We start from the raw sequence: 25,638 nt of genomic DNA on the forward strand, positions 1-25,638 counted from the left end.
TCAAGGACACATGAGACTGAAACCCTTCTCTTTGCTGATCTGCCTGCTGACCTTGTCCTGCCCTGCTCTGGCCATGGGCAAGTCGATCTATGGTCTGAATGAATATATTCACTTACAGGAACTGGACCTGCAGGTAGCCGCCAAACTCGACACTGGCGCCAAAACCGCGTCCTTGAGTGCCCGCGATATCAAACGCTTCAAGCGTGACGGAGAAACCTGGGTGCGTTTCGTGCTGGCCATCGACGATGCCCATGAGCGCACCATCGAGCGTCCGCTGGCGCGAATCAGCAAGATCAAACGCCGTGCTGGCGATTTCGACCCCGATGAAGGCAAGACCTATACGGCACGCCCGGTAATCGACCTTGAATTGTGCATGGGCCAGACCCTGCGCACGATCGAAGTGAACTTGACCGACCGAAGCGCATTCCAATACCCGCTTCTGATCGGCTCCGAAGCGCTCAAGCACTTCGAAGCCATGGTCGATCCAAGCCTTAAATATGCAGCCGGCAAACCCGACTGCACCAATGACGCAACCCCTGGCGAGTAATTCCCATGCGCTCTCTGAACCTGCATCTGAAAGTCCTGATCACCCTCTTGGTGGCCCTGGGCGTTCTGATTACGGCATACCAAATCTTCATTCTCGGCATTCCGGTGACCGAGGACGAGACCGACGATCTGTGGAACATCGATGCCAAGGTCGAATTCCAGGCGACGCCGCGTGAGCCGGTGAAGCTGCAGATGTTCGTGCCGCCGCTGAACCAGGATTACGTGAGCCTCAACGAGAGTTTCATCTCCAACAATTACGGCGTCAGCGTCAACCGTGTCGACGGCAACCGCCGCGTCACCTGGTCGGCACGTCGTGCCAATGGCAAGCAGACCCTCTATTACCGACTGGTTCTGACCAAGCGTTACAGCGGCGAGCAGGCGCCTGCAAAAGGCCCGATCTTCCGCGACAGCATCCCGGTCGAAGGCCCCGAGAAGATCGCGGCCGAAGCCCTGCTGGCACCGATTCGCCAGCACTCGGCGGATGTCGAGACCTTCATCAGCGAAACCATCAAGCGCGCCAACAACGTCAACGATGACAACGTGAAACTGCTGCTCGGCGGCGATGCCTCCACCGCCAACAAGGCCAAGGTCGTCGACCTGCTGCTGTCCATCGCCCACGTGCCGATGGAGCGCGTACACACCATTCGCCTGCAGGCCGAGGTCGCTCAGTCGCCGGAGCTTTGGCTGCGTAGCTTCAATGGCCAGAAATGGCTGTACTTCAACCCCGAATCCGGTGAGCAGGGCCTGCCGGAGGACCGCCTGGTCTGGTGGATCGGCGACGGTGATCTGGTCAGCCTCGAAGGCGGCCGTCAGGCGCAAGTCAGCTTCAGTCTGAACAACAGCGAGATGAACGCCATCCGCCTGGCCAAACTGACCGATGAGAACACCGACGCCAGCTTCCTTGAATACTCGCTGTACGGCCTGCCGCTGCAGACCCAGCAGACGTTCATGATCATGGTGATGATCCCGATCGGTGTGCTGGTCATCCTGATCCTGCGCAACCTCGGCGGCCTGCAGACCCTGGGTACCTTTACCCCGGTGCTGATCGCCCTCGCCTTCCGCGAAACCCAACTGGGCTTCGGTATCTTCCTGTTCACCGTGATCACCGCGCTCGGCCTGTCATTACGCTCCTATCTGGAACATCTGAAGCTGCAGATGCTGCCGCGCCTGTCGGTGGTACTGACCTTCGTCGTGGTACTGATCGCCGCCATCAGCCTGTTCAGCCACAAGCTGGGCCTGGAGCGCGGCCTGTCGGTTGCACTGTTCCCGATGGTGATTCTGACCATGACCATCGAGCGCCTGTCGATCACCTGGGAAGAACGTGGCGGCAGCCATGCCTTCAAGGTCGCCATCGGCACCCTGTTCGCCGCCACCATCGCGCACCTGCTGATGAGCGTGCCGGAGCTGGTGTACTTCGTGTTCACCTTCCCGGCGATTCTGCTGATCCTGGTGGGCTTCATGCTGGCGATGGGGCGTTACCGCGGTTACCGCCTGACCGAACTGTTCCGTTTCAAAGCCTTCCTCAAGGACTAAGACCATGTTCGGCCTGATCAAGACGTGGAAGGCCCTTGAAGCCAAGGGCATCATGGGCATCAACCGACGCAACGCGGACTACGTGCTGAAGTACAACAAACGGCACCTGTACCCGATCGTCGACGACAAGATCATCACCAAGGAGCGGGCCATCGAGGCCGGCATCGATGTGCCGGAACTGTACGGCATCATCGACACCGAGAAGGGAATCGACAAGCTCGACGAGATCATCGCCGGGCGCACCGATTTCGTCATCAAGCCGGCGCAGGGCGCGGGCGGTGACGGCATCATGGTCATCGCCGACCGCTTCGAGGACCGCTTCAAGACGGTGTCCGGCAAGATCGTCAGCCACGAGGAGCTGGAGCAGCAGATTTCCAGCATCCTCTCCGGCCTGTACTCGCTCGGCGGTCACCGCGACCGTGCGCTGATCGAGTACCGCGTCACCCCGGACACCATCTTCAAGAGCATCAGCTACGAAGGCGTGCCGGACATTCGCATCATCGTGCTGATGGGCTACCCGGTGATGGCCATGCTGCGTCTGCCAACCCGCCAGTCCAACGGCAAGGCCAACCTGCACCAGGGCGCCATCGGCGTGGGTGTGGATCTGGCCACTGGCGTCACCCTGCGTGGCACCTGGCTGAACAACAAGATCAGCAAGCACCCGGACACCACCAACGCGGTGGACGGCGTGCAACTGCCAAACTGGGACGGTTTCATGAAGCTCGCTGCCGGCTGCTACGAGTTGTGCGGCCTGGGTTACATCGGCGTGGACATGGTGCTGGATCAGGACAAGGGCCCGCTGATTCTCGAGCTCAACGCCCGCCCGGGTCTGAATATCCAGATCGCCAATGACTGTGGCCTGACCCACCGCGCCCATGCCGTGGAAGCCCGCCTGGAAGAACTGAAAGCCAAGGGCATTCAGGAAGACGCAGAAGAGCGCGTGCGTTTCTCCCAGGAGCTGTTTGGTCACATCGCCAGCAAGGAAATCTGACCAGCGAACGTCGTAAGGTGCCGCCGCACCTTACGACTCGCTCGATGCACCCTCGCCGGCTCGCCCCCCCCTCACCCCACCGTCTCATGCCTCGCTCAGTAGCCCCAGGCTCTTGCCCTTGAGTACGGCTTGCGTGCGGCTGCGTACGCCCAACCTGGAAAACAGGTTATGCAGGTGCCATTTGATGGTGGCCTCGGACAAGTGCACCGCCTCGGCGATATCGCGATTCGACAGCCCCGCTGCCACGAGCCGCAATATCTCCCGCTCGCGATGGCTGACACCCTGATTTTCCTCGAGACTTTCTGGATCGATAGCCAACCTGCGGCACTGCTCACGAAGCATTTCGGCAACGCCCTGCCAGACAGCGGCGCGCTTGGGCTCGGCGCGGCTCCAGGCATTCCAGAGTGGCAGCAGCCACAGTGCATCGTCCTGAAACAAGCGGCGATAGCCGCATTGCCAGGCCTCTTCGAGTGTCGCCTGCAACAGCGCGAAGGCTTTTTCGCCGTTACCTTTGTTCCAGTAAGCCACTGACAGCAGCAGGCTCAGGTGCAGACGCCGATCACGCTGGTGGTCCGCTCCCTGCTTGGCCAGGCACGCCTCCAGGCTGGCCTGGGCTCTTTCCACCCGTTGCTCGCTCAGCGCCAGGCGCGCCTGGCTCAGCGCCAACGCCGTATGCGCATCGCCATAGCGCTCGATGGGCAATACAGCGAGATGCCGCTCCAACTGAAGATAAATACGCTGCGCCTCGTTGGGCCTGCGTAGCCACAGCAGGAACTGCACCTTGCAACCCATGGCGATGGCGAATACCCGCTCGTAGCCCGGCCCCTGCAAACCGCTCAACCACTCGTCGAGTTCTTCCAGCCCCTGCTCACCGGCACCGCCAAAGAAGCGCGCACGCGCCATGACCAGCTTGCCGCGGCTGATCAACTCCACCGGCGTGGCAACATCACGCCAGGTGGTGGCCAGCGGCAGCTCGGCGAGAATCGCAGCGTGGCGATCCTGTTCGTAAAGCAGATCGGCATAGGCAAGCCCGAGCGGACCGCCAACCCGGCTGCGCCGCCCAAACACCTGCTCGACCCTTGCCCGCGCCGCCTCGGCCAGGGAGCGGCCACACTCCAGTTCGCCGTACTCCTTGCAGATCAGCGCCTCGATCAGGCTGGCCATCACGTGCAGGTACTCACTCTCGCACTGACGCAGGTTCTCCCGCGCCACGGCAATCGCCTTGGCCGCCTCACCGAACTCACCGAGCAGAGCGAACGCCGCGGCCTGCACGCAGGCCAGGCTGGCGCGAAATACCGGCTGATTCTTTGGTACCAGCGCCAGCCAGTGACTGGCGACCTTGAGGCAGGCGTCGAGTTTGTCCTGATAGAGCAACACCAGTGCCTTGAGCACCTGAGCGGCAGCCAGCAGCTCGATCAGGCCGAAGTGGATGCCCGTGCCGCGCCCTTGCGTCAGGCGTGCGCTGACCTCCTCGATCAACGCCTCGGACTCGGCAAACTTCTGTTCAAAGGCCAGCTGCCAGGCATAGAAGATCTGGAACACCGGCTGCTCGGTGATCACCAGCGGTGGGATGTCCTTGAGAATGGCGAGGATGCCGTAGACCCGATTACCGGCGATCAGACGCGCGCCCTGACGTTCCAACAGCTCGGCGGCGAAAGCATAATCGCGAGCGCGCAGGGCGTACTTGATCGACTTGTCGGCCAGATCATGGTTTTCGCACCAGCGCGCAGCGGCGTGCAACAGATGAACCGGATCGCCGCGCCTGGCCAGGCGCCCCTGAAGAAAGTCAGCAAACAGGTGGTGATAACGGAACCATTGGCCCTGCTCGTCTAGCGCGATCACGAACAGTTGCTCGGCCTGCAGCCGGCGCAGCATGTCGCGACCGTCCTGGCGTCCAGTCAGCGCGTTGCACAACTCAGCGTTGAATTCGTCGAGGACCGAAGTCTGGTCGAGAAACAGCTGCACGGCTTCCGGCAGGCTGGCCACCACATCTTCGGCCAGATAATCGGCGATGTTGCGTTCGGTCCCTGACAGGCCAGCGAGAAAGGCCGCGCGATTATGCTGGCGCGGCAAGGCCAGCGCCGCCAGGTGCAACGCGGTGATCCAGCCTTCAGTGCGCGTATACAGCTGGTTGAGTTCGCTTTCCTCAAGCGCAAGACCTTTGATGTTGCGCAGGTACGCCGCCGTTTCCGCGCGCGTCAGCCGCAAGTCCTCGGCCTTGAGCCAGAACGCCCAGGCACCGAGCGATGGCGACTCATCGAGAAAACGCGGTTGATATCGGGTGCTGACCACCAGGCGCACCTGCTTGGGCAAGCGCTCGATCAGATAACGCGCCCCCTGGTCGAGGGATGGATGGCGTATACGGTGAAAGTCATCGAGCATCAGATAGAGCGTTTGCGGCAGGCCTTTGAGGTCATCGAGCAGCGCATCTATCACCGCCTCCAGCGGCCAACTGATCTCGCCCTGCAGCAGCGCCGCGGCGCTACTGCCGAAGCCGGGACAGGCGGCGACAACCGCCGCCACCAGATACTGCAGAAACCTCGCCGGTTCGCTATCACTTTCATCGCACGACAGCCAGGCGACCCGCGTCCCCTGCCCCTGCAAACGGCTACGCAGTTGGCTAAGGACAGTGCTCTTGCCAAAGCCGGCGGGTGCGCTGAGCACGATCAGGCGCTGCTCGCTGGCGTCCAGCAAACGCTCGAGCAAGGCCGCGCGCTCCAGCAGCGGTGCACCCTCGGCATGGGCGGGATACAGCTTGGTACGCAACAGCGGCACAGCGGATTGGCAGGACGGATTCTGGCTATTCATGATTCGAGTAGGCTCAGCTCGCGGGCACGGCGGATGGCTTGAGTACGATTACGCACCTTGAGCTTTTCGTAGATGTTGTGCAGGTGCCATTTGACGGTACCCAGGGCCAGCGCCAACTGCTGGCCGATCTCATCATTGGACATGCCCTTGGCGGCCAGACAGACCACCTCACGTTCGCGCTCGGTCAGCCCCTCCTCTAGCACGTCCAGGGTGTGATGCGATTCCTGGCCGGGCCAGGCGCTCAACAGACTGCGGATGAACGCCTGCAGCGCCGGCTGGCGCTCGACGGACTCCAACTGCTGCAGCAACTGGCGTATGGCCTCGCCTTCCTCGATGAACAGGCTGCGCGCCTCTTCCCGCTCGGCGCCGATCAGGCATTGCACCAGCAGGCTCTGCGCCCGCTCCCGGTAGCCCAGGCGCTGGTAGCTCAGCGCAGCGAGCAGATCCAGGCGCAGCTGATGCAGCCCGTGCCGGCCATCCTGCAACTGGCTGCGCAACTGGGTGATCTCATGTAGCGCTTCGCTGTAATTGCCACGCGCCTGCTGCAGGCGAACGCGGGTCAGACCGAGTACCCATGGCACCGGATTGAAACTGAACTGCGTGTAATGCCCCGCCAGCTTGCTCCAGTCCACCGACTTCAGGCGCTGCTCTGCGCGCTTGCTGCGGTCGGCCAAGGGCTCCTGCAGAATCAGCGCAATCTCCTCACCCACCGCTTGTACGTAGAAGCGCCAGGAGTGGTTGCGCGCCGCCAGGTTCTGCATCAGCACCAGGGTCGCGAGCGCTTCTTTGGGAGCGCCCTGCTGGCGCTGAACCCGCGCCAGGCACAGCATCGCCTGGGCATACAGGTCGATTGGATTGATCACATCGACCGTGGCCAAGGCCCAGCGCAGCCGATCCTGCAGACCGTCCAGACGACCCTGGTGATAGGCGATCAGCGACTCGCTGATGGTGGGTAGAACCAGGGCGCGGGACTTTTTACCGAACCAGGGCATCATCCGCGCACGCAGCTGCTCGAACAGCAGTTGCGCCTGCTTTACCCGCCCTTGTTCCAGGCACAGGAGCACTTCCACGTTGGCCAACTGCATGTCCAGATAACGGCCTTCGAGGAAATGGTTGCGCTGTTGCGCCAGCGCCAGCAACTTGCGCGCCTGCTCGGCCTGGCCAAGCATGACGTTGGCCAGGGCGCCAACGGTGAGGATCGCCACTTCGAGAAACGCGGTGTGTTGCCCCAGCTGCGCCTCGATGCGCCGCGCCAGATCGACGCAGGTATCCAGGTCATCCTTTTGCAAGGCGATCACCGCCTTGATCGCCAGAGTCGCCAGCACCTTGTCACTCAACGGCCCACTGGTGCGCGAATCGGCCCAGCGCTCCAGCAGCTCATCGAGCATGCCGTTGGCCTCGTTCAGGCCCAGCTCGGCCGCACGGGTCCAGACATCGGCAAGCACCAGCACCGGAAAGCGCGCGGCGATTTCGCCCGGCACATGCTGTCGCCATTTGTAGATGAGGTTGAGCTGGCCGCGGTTGATCAGCTCCAGACCGCAGCCGTCGAGCAACGCGGCGAGCATCTCGGCGTCTTCGGCCAGGCAGGCGTGCTCGATAGCCAGGTTCTGCATATGGTGGTTGGTGAACCACAGGCTGGCATTGAAATGCAGCTGCTTGAAGCGCTCCGGGTCGCGATCCTTGAGACGGCTGCGGAGAAACTCGGCGAACAGATTATGGAAGCGATACCACTGGCGTTCGCGATCCATGGGCAGGAGAAACAGCTGCATGGCCTCCAGCTCTTCCAGCAGTTGCTGGCCATCCTGACGCGCGGTCAGGGCATTGACCAGCTCGCCACTAAGCTGCTGCGCCACTCCTAGCGCCAACAGCTGTTCCTGGCGCTCGCCAGGTAACTGCTCGAACACCGAGCGCAGCAAGTAATCGCCAACCACGTTCTTGTCTGCACCCAATTCGGCCAGACGTTCAGTCGGTTGCGGGTGGTTGCGCAGCCACAAGCTGGCCAGATGCACCCCCACCACCCAGCCCTCGGTATGGCGGTAAAGCGCGCCGAACGTCTCTGGATCGAGCTGCAGGCCGCTGCGCTCCAGATAACCGCGCGTCTCTTCAGGGTTGAGCCTGAGCTCATCACTGCCCAGTTCCAGCAACAATCCCTTGGCGCGTAACGTGGCAAGACTCAGGGCCGGCTGCGAACGGCTGCCGATGGCCAGGGTGAAATTCGGGGGCGCCATCTTGACCAGGCGATTGAGTGCAGCGAGCAGCTCGCCATCCTGGATCAGATGCAGATCGTCGAGCACCAGCAGCAGCGGCTCCGAACGCTGCGACAGATCCACCAGCAGACTTTCCATCACAGCCTCGACCGGCACCCGCATGGTATTGCGCAGGTAGCCCAGGGCGTAATCACCCAGGCCGGGCAGTGCACGCCCCAATGCTTCGATCAGTTGCTGGAAGAAACGTACCGGCTCATCATCAGCAGAGCCCAGCGATAGCCACGCAACAGCGCTGCCGGCCTGACGACGCTGCTCGACCAGCATCGCCAACGCGGTGGTCTTGCCAAAACCAGCAGGCGCGCAAAACAGCACGAGGCGGGCGTGGGGGTGGGCCGAAAGCGCGGCTTCCACCTGGGGCCTTGCCAGATAGTCCGCGGATGCCTGGGGCGGCGACAGTTTTGAACGCAGCAGGCTTCCAGTGGCTGGGCCGATCACTACATCCATGGCCTGGATTCCTTCATTCATTATTGTTTTGGTACGGTAGTTCAACATCCTGGCACGACCCCATACTAATCAGCCGAGCGTACCGCAGCAAACCTGGCCGAAACCCTAGGATGAATATAAGCGGCGGACTACAATCGCTCCTTCACCCCATTCGACTGCCACGCATGCCCAGCTGCTCTCTGCACCCTCTTCCTTACCGCACCGACCCCAGCGACTACTTCCAGCGCATTCGCCAGGCCCCCGGCGCCGTACTGCTGGATGCCGGACGACCGAGTGCCACGCGTGGACGCTATGACCTTATGAGCGCCTGGCCATTGGCAGAACTGGCGCCCACGCCCGACGAATCGGCCAACGACTTTCTGCAACGCCTGCGAGGCGCATTGCAGAGCCTCGGCCCCGCCGAGGCTCCAGCACAGCAGGAGTTGCCATTCGTCGGTGGTTTGATCGGCTACCTGTCTTATGACTTCGGCCGCCGCCTGGAAGTGCTGCCCGAACAGAGCGTCGATGATCTCGATCTCGAGGATGCCCGTTTCGGTCTCTACGCCTGGGCGCTGATCAGCGATCACCAACTGGGCACCAGCGCCCTGCTGTTTCACCCGGCGCTGCCGGAGGCAGAGCGCCAGCGCCTGCGGACGCTGTTCGATGCAGCGCATGGCGAGGAACTCGTGCCCTTCCGACTGACCCAGCCGTTCCAGGCCGCTATCGACCAGCACCGCTATCGCCAGGCGATCGAGCGCATCCAGGGCTACATCCTCGCTGGCGATTGCTATCAGGTGAATTTCGCCCAGCGCTTCCAGGCGCCCTGCACGGGTGATCCCTGGGCGGCTTACCTGGCACTGCGCCAGGCCTGCCCCACGCCTTTCTCGGGTTTTCAGAGCCTGGGCGATGGCGACGCCATTCTCAGCCTGTCGCCCGAACGCTTTCTCAAGGTCAGCAAGGGTCAGGTGGAAACCCGTCCGATCAAGGGCACTCGGCGCCGCGGCGATGACACCGACGATGATCAAGCGCAGGCGCAGGAGCTGTTGGCGAGCAGCAAGGATCGCGCCGAGAACCTGATGATCGTCGATCTGCTACGCAACGATCTGGGCCGCAGCTGTCGCATCGGTTCGGTGAAAGTACCGGAGCTGTTCGCCCTGGAGAGCTATCCCAACGTGCATCATCTGGTCAGTTGCGTCACCGCCGAGCTGGCGCCCGGCAAGGATGCACTGGACCTGATCGCCTGCAGTTTCCCTGGTGGCTCCATCACCGGCGCACCGAAGATCCGCGCCATGCAGATCATCGATGAGCTGGAGCCGACACGGCGCGGGCTCTATTGCGGCTCCTTGCTGTATCTCGATGTACGCGGCGAGATGGACAGCTCCATCGCCATTCGCAGCCTGCTGGTCAAGGACGGCAAGGTCAGTTGCTGGGGTGGCGGCGGTATAGTCGCCGACTCCAACTGGCAGGCCGAATATCAGGAGTCCATCACCAAGGTGAAAGTGCTGCTGGAAACGCTGGAGCGGCTTTAGAAACGTAGGGCGGGTGCAACCCGCCAGATCGCGATGGCGGGTTGCACCCGCCCTACGTCAGCTACAGGCTCAGCTTGCGGTTCGATGCCTTGAGGAATTCCTGCTTCAGATCCTCGTAGGTATGCACCGCCGGGAATTGTGGGAACTCGCGGATCACGTTTTCCGGCGCATGGAACAGGACGCCGGCATGGGCTTCGCTGAGCATGGTGGTGTCGTTGTACGAGTCGCCAGCAGCGATAACGCGGTAGTACAGGCTTTTGAAGGCGATGACCGACTGACGCTTGGGATCCTTCTGGCGCAGCTGGTAGCTGACCACACGATCGTTCTCGTCGGCGATCAGGCGGTGGCATAGCAGAGTCGGGAAACCGAGCTGACGCATCAGCGGCTGGGAGAACTCGTAGAAGGTGTCGGAGAGAATCACCACCTGAAAACGTTCACGCAGCCAGTCGACGAACTCCACTGCGCCATCGAGCGGCTTCAGAGTAGCGATCACGTCCTGAATGTCCTTCAACTTCAGGCCGTGCTCATCGAGAATGCGCAGGCGTTGCTGCATCAGCACGTCGTAATCGGGGATGTCGCGGGTGGTCGCCTTGAGCGACTCGATGCCGGTTTTTTCCGCAAAGGCGATCCAGATTTCCGGGACCAGTACGCCTTCCAGGTCGAGACACGCGATTTCCACAGGCCACTCCTCGGTTGAGCCAAAAAGGAGCCGGCACTCTAGCCGCTGGGCTTGGCTGGCGCAACGTAGCCTTCTTATAACCGGAACGAAGGACGTAAAGCGCCTTAGTTATTTAGCCGCATAACCAGCCTTTGCTACCATCGCGTCCTCACGCACACGATCTGGAATCCTCACCATGGAACTCGACCTGGACGCGCTCAACGCCGAATTCGGTAACCAGCCTGAAAAGCTGGTGCAGTGGGCCATAGGGCTGGGCAAACCCGCCATTTGCACCACCAACTTCCGCCCTTTCGAAGCGGTGATCCTGCACATGGTCAGCCAGGTCAAACCGGATATCCCGGTGGTCTGGATGGACAGCGGCTACAACACCGAAGCCACCTATCGCTTCGCCGACGAGGTGACCCGCAAGCTGGGCCTCAACCTGATCACCTACCTGCCCAAGCGCTCACGCGCGCACCGCGAGGCCATCGACGGCCCGGTTCCTGGCCTGGATGATCCGCGCCACGCCGCGTTCACCGAGGAAGTGAAGCTCGAGCCCTTCGCCCGCGCCCTGCGCGAGACCGCACCCAGCGTCTGGTTCACCGCCCTGCGTGCCACCGACACCGCCGTGCGCGCGCAGATGGACCCGATCAGCATCAACCCGGACGGCCTGATCAAGGTCGCCCCGCTGCTGCACTGGTCCTCCAAGGATCTGTATCAGTACCTGGTCGCCCACGACCTGCCGAACGAGTTCGATTACTTCGACCCGACCAAGGGTGAAGACAATCGCGAGTGCGGCCTGCACCTCAGTCATTGATTGAAGCTTGCTAGAACGAAACATGGCGCCCCTTGGGCGCCATTTTTCGTTCCAGTTTTGCTTCAGTGCATCGGTAACTCGACGCCCGCGAACAGCTCTTCGAGCTCGGATTTGTTGTGGCACTGCACCGCCTTGGCAAGCATCTCGCGGGTCAGGTGAGGGGCGAAACGCTCGATGAAATCGCACATGAAGCCACGCAGGAAGGTGCCACGACGAAAACCGATCTTGGTCACGCTGGGCTCGAACAGGTCATCGGCGTCGAGCACCACCAGATCCGGATCGAGCTTGGCGTCGACCGCCATCTTGGCCACGATGCCCACACCCAGGTTCAGACGCACATAGGTCTTGATCACGTCGGCATCGGCTGCGGTGAACACCACCTTGGGCGTCAGGCCACGATGACTGAAGGCCTCGTCCAGTTTCGAACGACCGGTGAAGCCGAATACGTAAGTGACGATGGGGTGCTCGGCCAGCGCTTCGAGGGTCAACTTCGGCAGCTTGGTCAGCGGATGCCCCTGCGGCACCACCACGCAGCGGTTCCAGCGGTAGCAAGGCATCATGATCAGGTCGTTGAACATCTCCAGGCCTTCGGTGGCGATGGCGAAATCCACGCTGCCGTCGGCCGCCATTTCGGCGATCTGCGTCGGCGTGCCCTGATGCATGTGCAGAGCGACGTCCGGGTACTGCTTGATGAACGCGCTGATCACCGGCGGCAGGGCATAACGGGCCTGGGTGTGGGTGGTGGCGATGGACAGGGTGCCCTTCTTCTCGTTGGAGAACTCCTGGGCGATCTGCTTGATGCTTTCGACCTTGCGCAGAATCTCACCGGCAGTGGTGATGATGCGCTCTCCGGCTGGGGTCACGCGGGTCAGGTGCTTGCCGCTGCGGGCGAAGACTTCCACGCCCAGCTCATCCTCGAGCAAGCGAATCTGCTTGCTGATCCCTGGTTGCGAGGTGTACAGGCTCTGAGCGGTAGCCGATACGTTGAGGTCGTGGTGCGCAACTTCCCAGATGTAGCGCAATTGCTGAAGCTTCATATGTTTCCCTCAGAGCAGTAAGGCAGGCCAACAACTGCCAACGCCGTATATAACCATATTATTGGTTTAACCGAACAGCCTAGAACGTTTTATTAGGTGCCCCTTTTACAAATCTCCATGACCTCGATGCTGCAGCATGGGCACCAGGTACACCGGCGCCTCCGACAACTGCACGATGCGCGCAGCCGTGCGTCCCAGCGGCACGGCAAGGTCTGCGCCATGGCTATGACTGCCTACGACCAGCAGATCCACCCCAAGTTTCTGCGCTTCCTCAAGAATCACCGCAGGCGGATCCCCCTGAAGTACCCGCACCGCACGAATCAACTGGAGATCCTGCTGACCATCACCCAGTTCGTCGCGAAAGCCCTCCAGCACACGCTGCTCGATACTGGCCATGACGGTATTCAGCCCATTACGACGCAACTCCCCGAGGGTGTCCTCGTCCAGGTAGGTCTGCAGCACGGATTCGGCGAATAGCCCCATGGGCTCAACCGCGTGCACCACATACAGATCGGCCTTGAAGCTGCGGCTCATAGCAAGGGCGTGCTGCAGCACGTAGGAGGCGTAAAGCCCCAGATCGGTGGCATAGAGTATCGAGCGGATCACGCGGCCTCCTCGACTGCTGGCACAGGCCCTTGATTGAGCTTAGCAGCGCATCAGACAAAGCAAGATCGGCAGCGTTATTTAGGACGAATGGCTATATGCAGGCGCTTGGGCGCCTGCACAGGCCCAGGCTCAGGGCACTAACTCGTTGCTGACGCCATGGGGGACATGACCGGTCGCTACCACCTGGCGAGCTTTTTCACAGTGTCCGGTCTGGTCATCGAAGAACACATCGGCAGCGAAGGCCTCCAGCACCGCCGACTTGTCCAGCCCGCCAAGGAAGAAGGATTCATCCAGACGGATGTTCCATTCGCGCAGGGTGCGAATCACACGCTCATGTGCCGGGGCCGAGCGCGCGGTAACCAACGCCGTACGAATCGGGCATTCGGCTTCGGGAAATTCCTGCTGTAGCGCATGCAACGCGGCGAGAAACGGCTTGAAAGGCCCGCCTGGCAGGGCCTGCCGAGCAGCTTCGCGCTCATGATCCTGAAACGCGTTGAGGCCGCCACTCTGGTAGACGCGCTCGGAGTCGTCGGAAAACAGCACGGCATCGCCATCGAAGGCGATTCGCAGCTCGTTGCTGTTCGCCCGCCGCGCGCCACCGGAAAGCAGCGTGGCCGCGCCGAAACCGGCTTTCAGTGCGTTGCGCACGTCATCGGCGTGGGTAGACAGAAACAGATGACAGCCAAAGGCCGCCAGATAAGGATCGGGGCTACGGCCGCCGACGAAGGCGGCGCGGGATATGCCGAGCCCGTAGTGCTGGATCGAGTTGAACGCGCGCAGCCCGGTATCGGCGCTGTTACGCGACACCAGGATGACCTCCACGCGCTGTTCGCTGAGCCGTGTGTTCAGCCCAAGCAGCTTCTCCACCAGCGGAAAGGCGTCGCCCGGCATCAGCACTTCGTCTTCATGCTCGATCTGATAGCGGCGATAGGCTTCCACCCCTTCGCTTTCGTAGATCTGGTGACTTTCACTCAGATCGAACAGCGCCCGCGAGGAAATCGCCAGCACCAGTTTGTCCCCCAGCCCCTTACCCATGCTTAGGCCTCCCGGCGAGTCTGAATGAAACGTAGCGCCTGATACAGGGCGCGTACCTTGGGCATATCGAAACCCGCGGCATCGGCAGCCGCCAGAGGCGCTTCATAGATGGCGTGCAGCTCGGCCGGTCGCCCCTGGGCAAAGTCGTGGTACATGCTCGGCAGGTAATCGGGCATGCGCTGCGTGGCGGCCAGCAATTTGTCCGCATAGCTGTCCGGCATGGCGTAGCCCAGTGCCTGAGCAGCCTGCACCACTTCCTGCATCATGTCAGCGATCAGTGCGCGGCTGTCGGCATCACCCATCAGGCGCCGCGTATCGGCATCGAGCAGCACCGACAGGCCGTTATAAGGGATATTCCATACCAGCTTCTGCCAGCGCGTCTGCGCCAGATCACGCATCGCCGCCGAATCCAGGCCGGTGCTGCGCAGCAGGCTCGCCCCCTCCTCGACCAGCGCCAGGCGCGCCTCATCGTCGGTCAACGGTCCGGAGTGATAGGCCAGGTTGATCGCCCCCAGCGCCTGATGCTCGATCACGCCCGGCGCACTGCGATGAGCGCAGATGTAGCAGAGCCCGCCCAACAGATGCAGGTCATCGCTCAACAGTGGGCGCAGCTCATCTTCCACTGCCAGGCCATTTTGCAGCAGCACTGCCTTGGCGCCTGGTGCTGCGGCCTTGGCAATCAGCGGCGCCAGCTCGGCATTGGCCGTAGCCTTGGCACCGACCAGCAACCAGTCGCACGGTGGCATCTCGTCGACATGCTGGTAGGCCTGTACCGGCGCCAGGTTCAGTGCACCATGTACCGCGCTGCTCAACTGCAGGCCTCGCTCGACCACCGCGCCGTACTCGCTACGCAGCAAAAAGTGCACGTCATGACCCGCGCGAGCCAGCAGCATTCCGTAGAAACCGCCAATGGCACCGGTGCCGATGATGCCGATACGCGGCGCAGGGTATTGAGACATCAGGGAAGCTCCTCAGCCGGGCGAAGCAGGGCCTCGCCCATGGCGTTAACCAGATCGGAATGGGTAAGACGCGTGTGCAATGCGCCAAAGAAATGACCGTCCTTGACCAGAAACAGCGCCGGTAGATGGAATACCTCATATCGCGTCACCAATCCGGCGTTATGCCCGGCATCGACCCAGCACAGGCGCTCTATGGGCAGCGGCATGCCAGGCAAGGCCTGACGTGCCCAGCGGCAGCTGGCACAGCCCGTGCTTGTGAACACCAGTAGCGAGGTACCGGGAAGATCGAGTAGCCGGCGGTCGGCATCCAGATCGGTCAATTCCAATTGCGTCGCTATACTGAATTCATTGATGTCAGTTTGCCTGCACTCAAGGTCGGTGTTCATGCGTAAGTTTCTGCGTCATCCAAGCGACATGCCGGTTGAACTGGTGCTGCGCAAACAAGCCTGCATTCCTCGGCAGCGGCTGAACAATATCAGCCTGGGTGGGGTGGCATGCAACTCGACACGCGGCTTTCGCCGCGGCACCTCGGTCGAACTGCGCATCCCACTACTGGGCGAACAGGCACGCTACCCCGGCGTAGTGGCCTGGTGTCGGCGCCAGGACACCGATTATCTGGTAGGCATCGCTTTTCTCGATGAAGACACCCTGTTCCGCGCGCGCATGGTCGAGCAGGTTTGCCAGATTCAGCATTACCGACAACAGTTGGAGCAGGCATCAGGCCACCCCATGGCCATCGAGCAGTGCGCTCAGGACTGGATTGCCAAGCATGCCGCAGAGTTTCCCTATCTCGCCTGAATACGCTGCAACCACCCAACAACGAGGGTAATAAGCCACCTCATACTGCCACTCTATGAGGCTTATTGAACTTAACGCCCATTGTCGCGCAGCCCCGTACGCGCTAAGGTTCGGCTCCCCCTGCGCCAACTAGCTGTGCACCGCCACAGGGGATCGCTGGCGGCCGGCACCCGTGACCTGACGACCTGACCCGATGAATAGCACGATGGCTGATTTACCGATCGACGACCTCAACGTCGCTTCCAACGAAACCCTGATCACCCCCGATCAGCTCAAACGCGAAATCCCCCTGACCGATGCCGCACTGAAGACCGTGGCCCATGGCCGTCAGGTGGTACGCGACATCCTCGACGGCAAGGATCATCGCCTGTTCGTGGTCGTCGGCCCTTGCTCCATCCACGATATCAAGGCCGCTCACGAGTATGCCGAGCGCCTCAAGGTACTGGCTGCCGAGCTGTCCGATAGCCTGTTCCTGGTCATGCGCGTGTACTTCGAGAAGCCACGCACCACGGTCGGTTGGAAAGGTCTGATCAACGATCCGTACCTGGACGACTCGTTCAAGATCCAGGACGGTCTGCACATCGGCCGCAAGCTGCTGCGCGACCTGGCGGAAATGGGCCTGCCCACCGCCACCGAGGCGCTCGACCCGATTTCCCCGCAGTACCTGCAGGACCTGATCAGCTGGTCGGCCATCGGCGCGCGCACCACCGAATCCCAGACCCACCGCGAAATGGCCTCGGGCCTGTCCTCGGCCGTTGGCTTCAAGAACGGTACCGACGGCGGTCTGACCGTGGCCATCAACGCCCTGCAATCGGTTTCCAGCCCGCACCGCTTCCTCGGCATCAACCAGGAAGGTGGCGTATCCATCGTCACCACCAAGGGCAATGCCTATGGCCACGTGGTACTGCGCGGTGGCAACGGCAAGCCGAACTACGACTCGGTCAGCGTTGCCATTTGTGAGCAGGAACTGACAAAAGCCGGCATTCGCCCGAACATCATGGTCGACTGCAGCCACGCCAACTCCAACAAGGACCCGGCTCTGCAGCCGCTGGTGCTGGAGAACGTGGCCAACCAGATTCTCGAAGGCAACAACTCCATCGTTGGCCTGATGGTCGAGAGCCACCTGGGCTGGGGCAGCCAGTCGATTCCGAAGGATCTGTGCGACCTCAAGTACGGCGTATCCATCACCGATGCCTGCATCGACTGGGATACCACCGAGAAGAGCCTGCGCGGCATGCACGCCAAGCTCAAGGACGTACTGCCCAAGCGCCCTCGCGGCTAAGGGCGCAGCACAATGAAAACGCCGGGCATTGCCCGGCGTTTTTGTATCCGCATTCAACGTAGGGTGGGCTTCAGCCCACCACCCCGAACCGACTCCTACTGGTGACGCGAACGTCGCTCCATGTAGCGCTCGACATAGGAGCACGACGGAATCACCGTGTAGCCCTTGCCTTCGGCATATTGCAGGGCATGCTCGGTCAGCGCGGCGGCGATGCCACGGCCACGCAGGCCGTTGGGTACGAAGGTGCGATAGATATCCAGCGTCTGCTTGCCCAGATCCATATAGGCCAGATAGGCACGATCACCGTCGACGGTGGTCACGAACTGGTGACTCGCCTGGTCATGGTGGATGGACAACCCGTCGCTCATCTTCACTCCTCTAGCCGCAAACCGTTAGCGGCGCATCTATTTTTACTTCATACCGGTGCTTTGGCAAAAGCGCAAATTCCGCTGCCACTTCCGACCATGCCATTGGCCAAGCTTATCAGCCGCCGAACCGCCCAGCCACGAGCAATCAGAAGCTCAAGACGGCAATGCAGAGCAGAGCCGCAATCACCGGGATAACTACCGTGATGACGAAGATATCCTTGTATGCCTGCTTGTGAGTCAGCCCCATGATCATCAGCATCGCGATCACCGCCCCGCAATGCGGCAGCGAATCGAGCCCGCCAGCGGTGATGTTGGCGATACGGTGCAGCACCTCGGGCTCCACACCCATCTCGAGATAACGTGGCGCCAGGGTCTGCATGAAAATCTGCAGGCCACCAGACGAGGAACCGACTATCCCCGAGACCACGCTGACCGAGGCGAACACCGACAACAGCGGCGGCAGATCCACCCCCAGTATCCATTGGGCGAATTGGGCGAAACCTGCGGTCTGAGTGACCACCCCGCCAAAGCCGATCACCGCAGCGGTATTGAGCAGCGGCATGATCGCATCGTCAGCCCCCTGCCCCAGCAAGCCGACAGTATTGCGGCGCAACGCCGGAAACATCAGCACAGCCACCCCGGTAGCGATCACCAGGGCCAGACTGGGCCAGAGAATCGGCTGCGCCTGACTGAAGGCCAACAGTCCACCCAGTGCCCCCTCGCCTGGCACAGCTGCACCAGACAGAGCGAGCAGACGCGGCAGGAGAATGATCCCCAACACCACGATGATCGGCACCAACGCCATACCCCAATGTGGACCGCTACCCGGCACACCGGCCAGCTGCTGCATACGCTCGTCCTGCGCGTTCGGCTCGAATCCCTCGCCGCTTTCGCGCGCCAGGCGCCATTCGCGCTGCAGATAGGCCATACCCAGACCGATCATCACCAGCGAGGCGAACAGACCAATCCAAGCACCGGCGAACAGGTCCGTACCCAGCGCACTGGCTGCGATCACGTTATGAATCGACGGTGAGCCTGGCAAGGCCGTCATGGTGAAGGTTCCCGCCCCCAGTGCAGTGGCGGCGCAGAACAATCGCTTGGGCAGATTAGCCTCGCGCATCAGGGTGATGCCCAGCGGATACATGGTGAAGATCACCACGAAAACCACCACTCCACCATAGGTGAGAACCGCACACACCAGCATCGCCACCCAGAGCGTGCGCTGCGTGCCCAGGCCGCGGGTAATGGCCTGCGCAATACTGCTGGCTGCCTGGCTGGCCGCCATGACCTTGCCGAAGATCGCACCACAGAGAAACAACACGAAGAACTTGCCAGCAAAGGTGAATGCGCCCAAGGGGCCGAATGGAAAGTGCTCGAGCAGCGCACCTGATACGGCGACGCCATTGGTGAGAGCCACCAGAATCGAACACAGCAATGCGGCGATGAATATGTTCACCCCGCGCAACGCCATGAAGATTAGTAGCGACAAGCCCAGCAAAAGCCCCAAATTCCCAAGCATCTGCATCTCCCTCTTTTATTGTTTTAGTTTGAAAACCGGGACAGTTATAACAGCTCGTACAACCGCTGCACTGTATCGAATGCGTAACTGTCTATTTTTTAGCCAGCCCAAGCAGGTTCTAGCCTTCAGCGTCCCGCCCAAAGAAAAAAAACTGCAACTCTTGCCCTGGCTCCGTTTACTTACTAAAAGTAATAGGTAGTATGTACGCCGGCTAATTTCCCGCAGTTGGGGAATTGCTCTTTATGGAAAACTCCACCTCAAGGGGAACACGATGAACAACGTTCTGAAATTCTCTGCTCTGGCTCTGGCCGCAGTTCTGGCTACCGGTTGCAGCAGCATGTCCAAAGAAACCGAAGCTCGTCTGACTGCTACCGAAGACGCAGCTGCTCGCGCTCAAGCCCGTGCTGACGAAGCCTACCGCAAGGCCGATGAAGCTCTGGCCGCTGCTCAGAAAGCTCAGCAGACTGCTGACGAAGCTAACGAGCGCGCTCTGCGCATGCTGGAAAAAGCCAGCCGCAAGTAATTGCGACTCGTTTTTTCGAAAGCCGCCCCAGGCAACTGGTGCGGCTTTTTTATTACCTGCTCATGACCTGGCCCTTTCCGAACAGCTCGATTGCCGGGCAATAAAAAACCCGCGTACACGAATGCAGGCGGGCTTTTTGCAACTTTGCCGAATCAGAACGGGTTGTCGTTGCTCGCCACCACGTTATCGGTCTGCGCCGCGATAGGTACCGGCATACCGTCCTCGGCAGCAACCACCTCGCGGACCATCTCCCAGTCAAGGCGCAGGCCGCTGAGTTCATCACGCTTGAGCAACGCATTGATCACCGCAGTGTGCTTGTCGACAACAGATGGGTCACCCTCGTCATCCAGTGGCGCATGCGCTTCCAGATAGATCTTGCCGCTGCTTACACCAAACTTGTAGGGCTCGTTGATGATGCGTACCGGCGTGCCGACCGGCACCATGCCCGCCAGCTCCAGCACGTTGTGGTTGAGCATGCGGAAGCAGCCATGGCTGACGCGCATGCCGATGCCGAACTTCTTGTTCGAGCCATGGATCAGGTAGCCAGGAAACGACAGCGTCATCTTGTAGGGCCCCAGCGGATTGTCCGGGCCAGGCGGCACCACGGTGGGCAGAATGTCGCCCTCGGCCGCATGCTCTTCGCGAATCGACTTCGGCGGATACCAGGCCGGGTTCGGCGTTTTCACGGTCACGCGGCCTGTGCCCAGCGGCGAACCCCAGCCCTCACGGCCGATGCCCAGCGGGAAGGTGTGCACCACGTTCTGGCCTTTCGGGAAGTAGTACATCCGGTACTCGGCCAGATTGATCACGATGCCTTCGCGCGGACCGGGAGGCAGCACGTAACGAGTCGGCAGGATGATCTCGGTACCCTCGCCCGGCAACCAGGGGTCGACACCCGGGTTGGCCGCGACCATTTCCAGATAGCCGAGATCGTTTGCCGTTCCCAGATCGGCGAAGGTGTCTTCGTACTTGGCCTTGATCACCTGTACCTGGCCCACCACATCCTCGCCTGGCGGCGGCAGTGGAAGTTCGAGTGCCTGTACCGCAGCACTGGAGCACAGTGCGACCAGAGTCAGACAGCGGTTGACCGCAGAGAAGCGCGACAACATCCGGGAGTCCCTTGAAGAGTTGAATGATATTGCGGCGATTGTACACCGCCGTTCGCAAGCCGGGCAGACCTCAGCCATCCGCCCAATTCGAGCACAGACCCTGGCGCTGCGCCTCGAATGCCGACAGGCAAGCGGGACACAGACGGCGGTCACGCAGCCAGACCTTTTCCAGCGCCCGCCAACGCGGTTGCGCCGGCAACAAGCCACCGCAAAGCGTGCGATCAGCATGCCCACCCAGGCGCAACTGGCGAGCCACCAGATGCACACGCACCTCACGACAGGCGAACAGATCCAGCTGCTCATCCGGCTCGATCAGTTGGTAGGCATAAAGGGACCAGGCGGGACGCGGCATCTGGGGCTCCGTGACAGGTCGGCCACATTAGCCGAAAGGCTTGAGGCGGAAAAGCCTGTGCCTACTGTGTTTCCGCCGAAAACAGGCACTTACAGCAGCGGTTTGAGCGTCGGCCAGACATTCTCCAGCAACACCGCCTGCGCGGACTCGGTCGGGTGAATGCCATCGGCCTGCATCATCCCCGGCACACCACCGACACCCTCGAGAAAGAACGGCACCAGCGGCACCTTCTTCTGCTCTGCCAAATCAGCGAAAACCTGGGCGAAAGACGTGGTGTAGCGCGCGCCATAGTTGGGTGGCAAACGCATACCGAGAAGCAGCACATCGGCACCGGCAGACTGCGATTTATCGATCATCGACGCAAGATTCTGTTGCAATTGCGCTGGGGGCTGGCCACGCAGACCATCGTTGCCTCCCAACTCGATGATGACCAGCTCCGGCTTGTGCTCTGCAAGCAGCGCAGAGAGCCGCGCAGCGCCGCCTGCGCTGGTGTCGCCGCTGATCGAGGCATTGACCACCGAGTGCTCGAAACCCTCTTCATTCAGCCGCTTTTCCAGCAAGGCGACCCAGCCCTGGCGGCTATCCAGGCCAAAAGCGGCGCTGATACTATCGCCGACCACAAGCAGGGTGCCTGCAACCGCCCCCTGAGCCCAGAGCATCAGGGTCAAGGCACCACTCAACCACCATGCACGCATTTGGAATCTCCATGACTTCGAGCATTCTCGCTGCGCGGAACCTTAGCAAAGTGGTCAGCAGCGCGGAAGGCGAGCTGACCATCCTCCATGATCTCGATCTCGAACTGAGCAAAGGCGACAGCCTGGCCATCGTCGGCGCCTCAGGCTCTGGCAAATCCACCCTGCTCGGATTGCTCGCCGGTCTGGACCTGCCCAGCGGCGGCGCGGTACTGCTGGCCGGCAAAAACCTTAGCGAACTCGATGAAGACCAGCGCGCGCGCCTGCGCGCCGAGCATGTGGGTTTCGTCTTCCAGTCGTTCCAGTTGCTCGACAGCCTCAACGCGCTGGAGAACGTGATGCTGCCGCTGGAGCTGGAAGGCCACGCCGATGCCCGCCAGCGCGCCCGGACTCTGCTCGAACGCGTCGGACTGGGTCAACGTCTGACGCACTACCCGCGCCAGCTATCCGGTGGCGAGCAACAGCGCGTGGCCATTGCCCGCGCCTTCGCTGCAGAACCGGACGTGCTATTCGCCGATGAGCCCACCGGTAACCTCGACAGCCACACCGGAGAACGCATCAGCGACCTGCTGTTTCAGCTTAACCAGGAACGCGGTACCACCCTGGTGCTGGTCACCCACGACGAGCGCCTGGCGCACCGCTGCCAGCGCCTGATTCGCCTGGAAGCCGGACACCTGATCGATCGCGTGGAGCCCTGATGAAACGCGTACCCGTCACTCGCCTGTTTTCGCTCGCTGCCCGCCAACTGCTGCGCGATGCCCGCGCCGGCGAGTTGCGGGTGCTGTTCTTCGCCTTGCTGGTCGCTGTGGCCGCCAGCAGCGCCATCGGTTATTTCAGCGCACGCCTGAATGACGCCATGCTGCTGCGTGCCAGCGAGTTTCTCGCTGCTGATCTACGCCTGAGTGGCAGCTCGCCGGCCAGCCAGCAACAGATAGACGCGGGGCTCAAGCTGGGTCTCGATCACGCACAAGCGGTGGAGTTTTCCAGCGTGGTGGCGGCCCAGGAAGGCATTCAGCTGGCCAGCGTCAAGGCAGCCAATAGCCTTTATCCGCTGCGCGGCGAACTGAGGAGCGCTGCTGAACCCTACGCACCAGAGGAAGCGGGTTCCGGCCCGCGCCCCGGAGAAGTCTGGGCCGAAGCGCGCCTGATGGTCGCGCTGAATCTGAAGATTGGCGATGAACTGGAAATAGGCGCCAAAACCCTGCGCTTGAGCCGTGTGCTCACCTATGACCCCGACACTGCTGGCGACTTTTACAGCCTGACGCCGCGCGTGCTGATGCACCTGGACGACCTTGCTGCGACTGAAGTGGTACAACCCGGTAGCCGCGTGCGCTTCCGCGAACTCTGGCGCGGCGATGCCAATGCCCTGGCGGCCTACCGTCAGGCAGTCGAAGCAGGCCTGGAACCCAATCAGCGCCTGGACGACGCTCGCGATAGCAATCGCCAGGTCGGCGGCGCCCTCGGCCGCGCCGAACGTTATCTGAACCTGGCCAGCCTGGCAGCCGTGTTGCTCGCTGGTGTCGCGGTAGCACTCTCGGCGGCTCGCTTCGCGGCGAGGCGCTTCGATGCCAGCGCGCTGCTGCGCTGCCTCGGGCTGTCACGGCGTGAAGCGTTGGCCCTGTTCGGCCTGCAACTGGCGTTGCTCGGGCTGATCGCCTGCCTGATCGGCGCGCTGCTGGGCTGGGCCGGCCAACACGTGCTCTTCTATTTGCTGCGCGGGCTGATCCCGGATGATCTGCCGCCGGCCGACCTGTGGCCCGCATTGGCCGGCATGGCCACCGGTCTGGTGGCGCTGGCCGGTTTCGCCCTGCCGCCGCTGGCCGCACTCGGCCGCGTGCCACCGCTGCGAGTGCTACGCCGCGATATGCTGCCGGTACCGGCCAGCTCCTGGCTGGTCTACGGCGCAGCGCTGATCGCACTGGGTTTGATCATGTGGCGCCTGAGCCTGGATCTGCGCCTGACGCTGGCACTGCTGGGTGGCGGACTACTCGCTGCATTGCTGCTCGGCGGTCTGTTGTTGCTCGGCTTGCAGAGCCTGCGCCGCCTGCTGCAGCGCGCCGCCCTGCCCTGGCGCCTGGGCCTGGGTCAGTTGCTGCGCCATCCGCTGGCTGCAGCCGGACAATCGCTGGCGTTCGGCCTGATCCTGCTGGCCATGGCGCTGATCGCCCTGCTGCGCGGCGAGCTGCTCGATACCTGGCAGGACCAGTTGCCGGAGGACGCACCCAATCATTTCGCCCTCAATGTGCTGCCTGCCGAGCGCGATGCGTTCGCCGCACGCCTGGCCGAGCTATCGCCGCATCCAGCCCCGCTGTATCCCGTGGTGCCGGGCCGACTGATCATGATCAACGGTGAGCCGGTTCGCCAACTGGTAACCAAGGAAAGTCGCGGCGAGCGCGCTATCCAGCGCGACCTGAGCCTGACCTGGGCCGAGGATCTGCCATCCGACAACCTGATCACCGCTGGCAATTGGTGGGGCGCTGCGCACGCCAGCGAGCTGCCTGGCGTTTCCGTCGAATCCGAGCTGGCCGAAAGCCTGCAACTGAAGCTCGGCGACCAGTTGCGTTTCAATGTCGGCGGTATCGAACGCGACGCGCAGGTCACCAGCCTGCGCCAGGTGGATTGGGACAGTTTCCAGCCCAACTTCTACATGATCTTCGAGCCGCAGACCCTGCAGGACCTGCCTGCCACCTACCTGACCAGCTTCTACCTGCCGCCCGGCCAGGACGCGGAGCTGGTAGCCCTCAGCCGCGCCTTCCCCAGCGTGACGCTGCTGCAGGTCGACGCCCTGCTGGCGCAACTGCGCAGCATCCTCGCCCAGGTCACCCTGGCCATCGAGTATGTACTGCTGTTCGTGCTCGCCGCCGGCATCACCGTGCTGCTCGCCGGGCTGCAGGCGACACTGGACGAACGCATTCGCCAGGGTGCGCTGCTGCGCGCCTTGGGCGCCGAACGCAAGCTGCTGATCAGCGCTCGCCGCGCCGAGTTCGGCCTGCTCGGCGCGGCTGCTGGCCTGCTGGCCGCGTTGGGCTGCGAGCTGGTGAGCTTTCTGCTCTATCGCTATGCATTCGACATGAGCTGGCAACCGCACCCCTGGCTGCTTCTGCTGCCGCTGATCGGCGCGCTGCTGATCGGTCTGGCCGGCGTGCTCGGCACTCGCCGCGCACTGAATGCCAGCCCGTTGAGCGTGCTACGCGAAGGCTGAGAACTCTGAGAGGGGTTTGCTAGACTTGGCGCCCCTCTTCCTACCCGAGACACCATGAGCCGCTATCGCCCCCCTCGCCCTGCCGGCACACCACTGATCACCCCCGAAGGCGAAGCGCGCCTGCGCGCCGAGCTTCACGAGCTGTGGCATGTACGCAGGCCACAGGTGACGCAATCGGTCAGCGAAGCAGCGGCCCAGGGTGATCGCTCGGAGAATGCCGAATACACCTACGGCAAGAAGATGCTGCGTGAGATCGACAGCCGCGTGCGCTTTCTCACCAAGCGCCTGGAGAAGCTCAAGGTCGTCAGCGACAAGCCGTCCGATCCGAACAAGGTGTACTTCGGCGCCTGGGTCACCATCGAAGACGAAGACGGCGAACAGTCGCGCTACCGCATCGTCGGCCCCGACGAGCTGGACCTGAAACAGGGCCTGATCAGTATCGACTCGCCTCTGGCCCGCGCCCTGGTCGGCAAGGAGCTGGACGCCGAAGTGCGGGTGCACAGCCCCAGTGGTGAGAAGACCTGCTATATCGTCGAGATCGAATATCCCTAGGTGCTGTAGGAACTCTGCTCGCGAATACTGGC

Annotated in this window: 24 protein-coding genes; 11 read left to right on the top strand and 13 right to left on the bottom strand. The window is 62.0% G+C overall.

The features are described from left to right. The first annotated feature begins 10 nt into the window (after positions 1-10). The 3 genes from rloA to BLT86_RS06805 are packed head-to-tail and all read left to right on the top strand — an operon-like array spanning position 11 to position 3,070. Positions 11-547 (top strand): retropepsin-like aspartic peptidase RloA, encoded by a 537-nt coding sequence (gene rloA, locus BLT86_RS06795; RefSeq protein WP_092375560.1) that lies wholly within the window; start codon positions 11-13, stop codon positions 545-547. A gap of 5 nt (positions 548-552) precedes the next feature. Then, positions 553-2,079, top strand: a complete 1,527-nt coding sequence (rloB, locus tag BLT86_RS06800) for an osmotic stress tolerance membrane protein RloB (RefSeq protein ID WP_021488993.1) — start codon at positions 553-555, stop codon at positions 2,077-2,079. 4 nt (positions 2,080-2,083) lie between these two features. Continuing rightward, positions 2,084-3,070: an alpha-L-glutamate ligase-like protein gene (locus tag BLT86_RS06805; protein WP_017676803.1), complete on the top strand. Its 987-nt coding sequence runs from the start codon at positions 2,084-2,086 to the stop codon at positions 3,068-3,070. An 84-nt stretch (positions 3,071-3,154) separates the two neighbouring features. Here the strand turns inward: BLT86_RS06805 and BLT86_RS06810 are convergent, their stop codons facing one another. Together BLT86_RS06810 and BLT86_RS06815 are read right to left on the bottom strand one after the other, a co-directional pair. Continuing rightward, positions 3,155-5,878: a helix-turn-helix transcriptional regulator gene (locus BLT86_RS06810; RefSeq protein WP_092375563.1), complete on the bottom strand. Its 2,724-nt coding sequence runs from the start codon at positions 5,876-5,878 to the stop codon at positions 3,155-3,157. Beyond that, positions 5,875-8,589 (bottom strand): LuxR C-terminal-related transcriptional regulator, encoded by a 2,715-nt coding sequence (locus tag BLT86_RS06815; protein ID WP_231976585.1) that lies wholly within the window; start codon positions 8,587-8,589, stop codon positions 5,875-5,877. Before BLT86_RS06815 ends, BLT86_RS06810 begins: the two co-directional genes overlap by 4 nt. A 164-nt stretch (positions 8,590-8,753) precedes the next feature. Between BLT86_RS06815 and pabB the strand changes: the two genes are divergently transcribed. Next, positions 8,754-10,097, top strand: coding sequence for an aminodeoxychorismate synthase component I (gene pabB / locus BLT86_RS06820; protein WP_092375566.1), 1,344 nt, complete (start codon positions 8,754-8,756; stop codon positions 10,095-10,097). Positions 10,098-10,158: 61 nt separating this feature from the next. Here the strand turns inward: pabB and thrH are convergent, their stop codons facing one another. Then, positions 10,159-10,776 (bottom strand): bifunctional phosphoserine phosphatase/homoserine phosphotransferase ThrH, encoded by a 618-nt coding sequence (gene thrH / locus BLT86_RS06825; protein ID WP_092375569.1) that lies wholly within the window; start codon positions 10,774-10,776, stop codon positions 10,159-10,161. A 175-nt stretch (positions 10,777-10,951) separates the two neighbouring features. Here thrH and BLT86_RS06830 point away from each other — a divergent pair, with 175 nt between their 5' ends. Then, complete coding sequence (locus tag BLT86_RS06830) at positions 10,952-11,572, top strand: phosphoadenosine phosphosulfate reductase domain-containing protein (RefSeq protein ID WP_045736021.1); 621 nt, start codon at positions 10,952-10,954, stop codon at positions 11,570-11,572. A gap of 62 nt (positions 11,573-11,634) precedes the next feature. Here the strand turns inward: BLT86_RS06830 and cysB are convergent, their stop codons facing one another. The 5 genes from cysB to BLT86_RS06855 all read right to left on the bottom strand — a co-directional run bounded on the left by cysB (position 11,635) and on the right by BLT86_RS06855 (position 15,595). Then, positions 11,635-12,609 carry an HTH-type transcriptional regulator CysB gene (gene cysB / locus BLT86_RS06835; RefSeq protein ID WP_075747900.1) on the bottom strand — a complete coding sequence of 325 codons (975 nt, stop codon included), beginning with the start codon at positions 12,607-12,609 and terminating at the stop codon, positions 11,635-11,637. 105 nt (positions 12,610-12,714) lie between these two features. Further along, on the bottom strand, positions 12,715-13,215 hold the full coding sequence (locus BLT86_RS06840) for a universal stress protein (protein ID WP_017676797.1): 501 nt from the start codon (positions 13,213-13,215) through the stop codon (positions 12,715-12,717). 129 nt (positions 13,216-13,344) lie between these two features. Continuing rightward, positions 13,345-14,250: a 5'-nucleotidase gene (locus BLT86_RS06845; protein ID WP_017676796.1), complete on the bottom strand. Its 906-nt coding sequence runs from the start codon at positions 14,248-14,250 to the stop codon at positions 13,345-13,347. 2 nt (positions 14,251-14,252) lie between these two features. Continuing rightward, complete coding sequence (locus tag BLT86_RS06850) at positions 14,253-15,209, bottom strand: putative 2-dehydropantoate 2-reductase (protein WP_092375571.1); 957 nt, start codon at positions 15,207-15,209, stop codon at positions 14,253-14,255. After that, positions 15,209-15,595 carry a YbbN family protein gene (locus BLT86_RS06855; protein WP_017676794.1) on the bottom strand — a complete coding sequence of 129 codons (387 nt, stop codon included), beginning with the start codon at positions 15,593-15,595 and terminating at the stop codon, positions 15,209-15,211. The genes BLT86_RS06850 and BLT86_RS06855 overlap by 1 nt, the downstream gene beginning before the upstream one ends. On the opposite strand from BLT86_RS06855, the gene BLT86_RS06860 reads away from it, so the two are divergent. Together BLT86_RS06860 and BLT86_RS06865 are read left to right on the top strand one after the other, a co-directional pair. Then, complete coding sequence (locus BLT86_RS06860) at positions 15,594-16,007, top strand: PilZ domain-containing protein (RefSeq protein ID WP_017676793.1); 414 nt, start codon at positions 15,594-15,596, stop codon at positions 16,005-16,007. The two genes, BLT86_RS06855 and BLT86_RS06860, sit on opposite strands and share 2 nt — an antisense overlap. A gap of 205 nt (positions 16,008-16,212) precedes the next feature. Beyond that, the gene (locus BLT86_RS06865) at positions 16,213-17,289 is read left to right on the top strand and encodes a 3-deoxy-7-phosphoheptulonate synthase (RefSeq protein ID WP_075747906.1); all 1,077 of its coding nucleotides are present in this window, start codon (positions 16,213-16,215) and stop codon (positions 17,287-17,289) included. A gap of 95 nt (positions 17,290-17,384) precedes the next feature. Here BLT86_RS06865 and BLT86_RS06870 read toward each other — a convergent pair whose 3' ends face one another. Together BLT86_RS06870 and BLT86_RS06875 are read right to left on the bottom strand one after the other, a co-directional pair. After that, entirely contained in the window at positions 17,385-17,657 is a 273-nt protein-coding gene (locus BLT86_RS06870; protein WP_017676791.1) for a GNAT family N-acetyltransferase, read from the bottom strand. 145 nt (positions 17,658-17,802) lie between these two features. Then, entirely contained in the window at positions 17,803-19,176 is a 1,374-nt protein-coding gene (locus tag BLT86_RS06875) for a GntP family permease (RefSeq protein ID WP_092380346.1), read from the bottom strand. Positions 19,177-19,447: 271 nt separating this feature from the next. On the opposite strand from BLT86_RS06875, the gene oprI reads away from it, so the two are divergent. Further along, positions 19,448-19,699: an outer membrane lipoprotei OprI gene (oprI, locus tag BLT86_RS06880; RefSeq protein ID WP_003239826.1), complete on the top strand. Its 252-nt coding sequence runs from the start codon at positions 19,448-19,450 to the stop codon at positions 19,697-19,699. Between the two features lie 152 nt (positions 19,700-19,851). On the opposite strand, the gene BLT86_RS06885 is transcribed toward oprI, so the two are convergent. The 3 genes from BLT86_RS06885 to BLT86_RS06895 all read right to left on the bottom strand — a co-directional run bounded on the left by BLT86_RS06885 (position 19,852) and on the right by BLT86_RS06895 (position 21,855). Beyond that, positions 19,852-20,808 carry a L,D-transpeptidase family protein gene (locus BLT86_RS06885; RefSeq protein WP_017676789.1) on the bottom strand — a complete coding sequence of 319 codons (957 nt, stop codon included), beginning with the start codon at positions 20,806-20,808 and terminating at the stop codon, positions 19,852-19,854. Positions 20,809-20,878: 70 nt separating this feature from the next. Further along, a complete protein-coding gene (locus BLT86_RS06890; RefSeq protein WP_092375574.1) occupies positions 20,879-21,160 on the bottom strand; it encodes a hypothetical protein in 282 nt (93 codons plus the stop codon). A gap of 89 nt (positions 21,161-21,249) precedes the next feature. Next, positions 21,250-21,855 carry an arylesterase gene (locus tag BLT86_RS06895; RefSeq protein ID WP_017676787.1) on the bottom strand — a complete coding sequence of 202 codons (606 nt, stop codon included), beginning with the start codon at positions 21,853-21,855 and terminating at the stop codon, positions 21,250-21,252. An 11-nt stretch (positions 21,856-21,866) separates the two neighbouring features. Here BLT86_RS06895 and BLT86_RS06900 point away from each other — a divergent pair, with 11 nt between their 5' ends. From BLT86_RS06900 to greB, 3 genes are read left to right on the top strand one after another with little or no spacing between them, the layout of a single operon-like run. After that, positions 21,867-22,550: an ABC transporter ATP-binding protein gene (locus BLT86_RS06900; protein ID WP_017676786.1), complete on the top strand. Its 684-nt coding sequence runs from the start codon at positions 21,867-21,869 to the stop codon at positions 22,548-22,550. Further along, complete coding sequence (locus tag BLT86_RS06905; RefSeq protein ID WP_092375577.1) at positions 22,550-25,054, top strand: ABC transporter permease; 2,505 nt, start codon at positions 22,550-22,552, stop codon at positions 25,052-25,054. Before BLT86_RS06900 ends, BLT86_RS06905 begins: the two co-directional genes overlap by 1 nt. A gap of 54 nt (positions 25,055-25,108) precedes the next feature. Further along, positions 25,109-25,606 carry a transcription elongation factor GreB gene (gene greB / locus BLT86_RS06910; protein WP_003460007.1) on the top strand — a complete coding sequence of 166 codons (498 nt, stop codon included), beginning with the start codon at positions 25,109-25,111 and terminating at the stop codon, positions 25,604-25,606. Positions 25,607-25,638: the final 32 nt, after the last annotated feature.

The sequence above is a fragment of the Pseudomonas sihuiensis genome (assembly GCF_900106015.1).
Classification (GTDB): Bacteria; Pseudomonadota; Gammaproteobacteria; order Pseudomonadales; family Pseudomonadaceae; genus Aquipseudomonas; species Aquipseudomonas sihuiensis.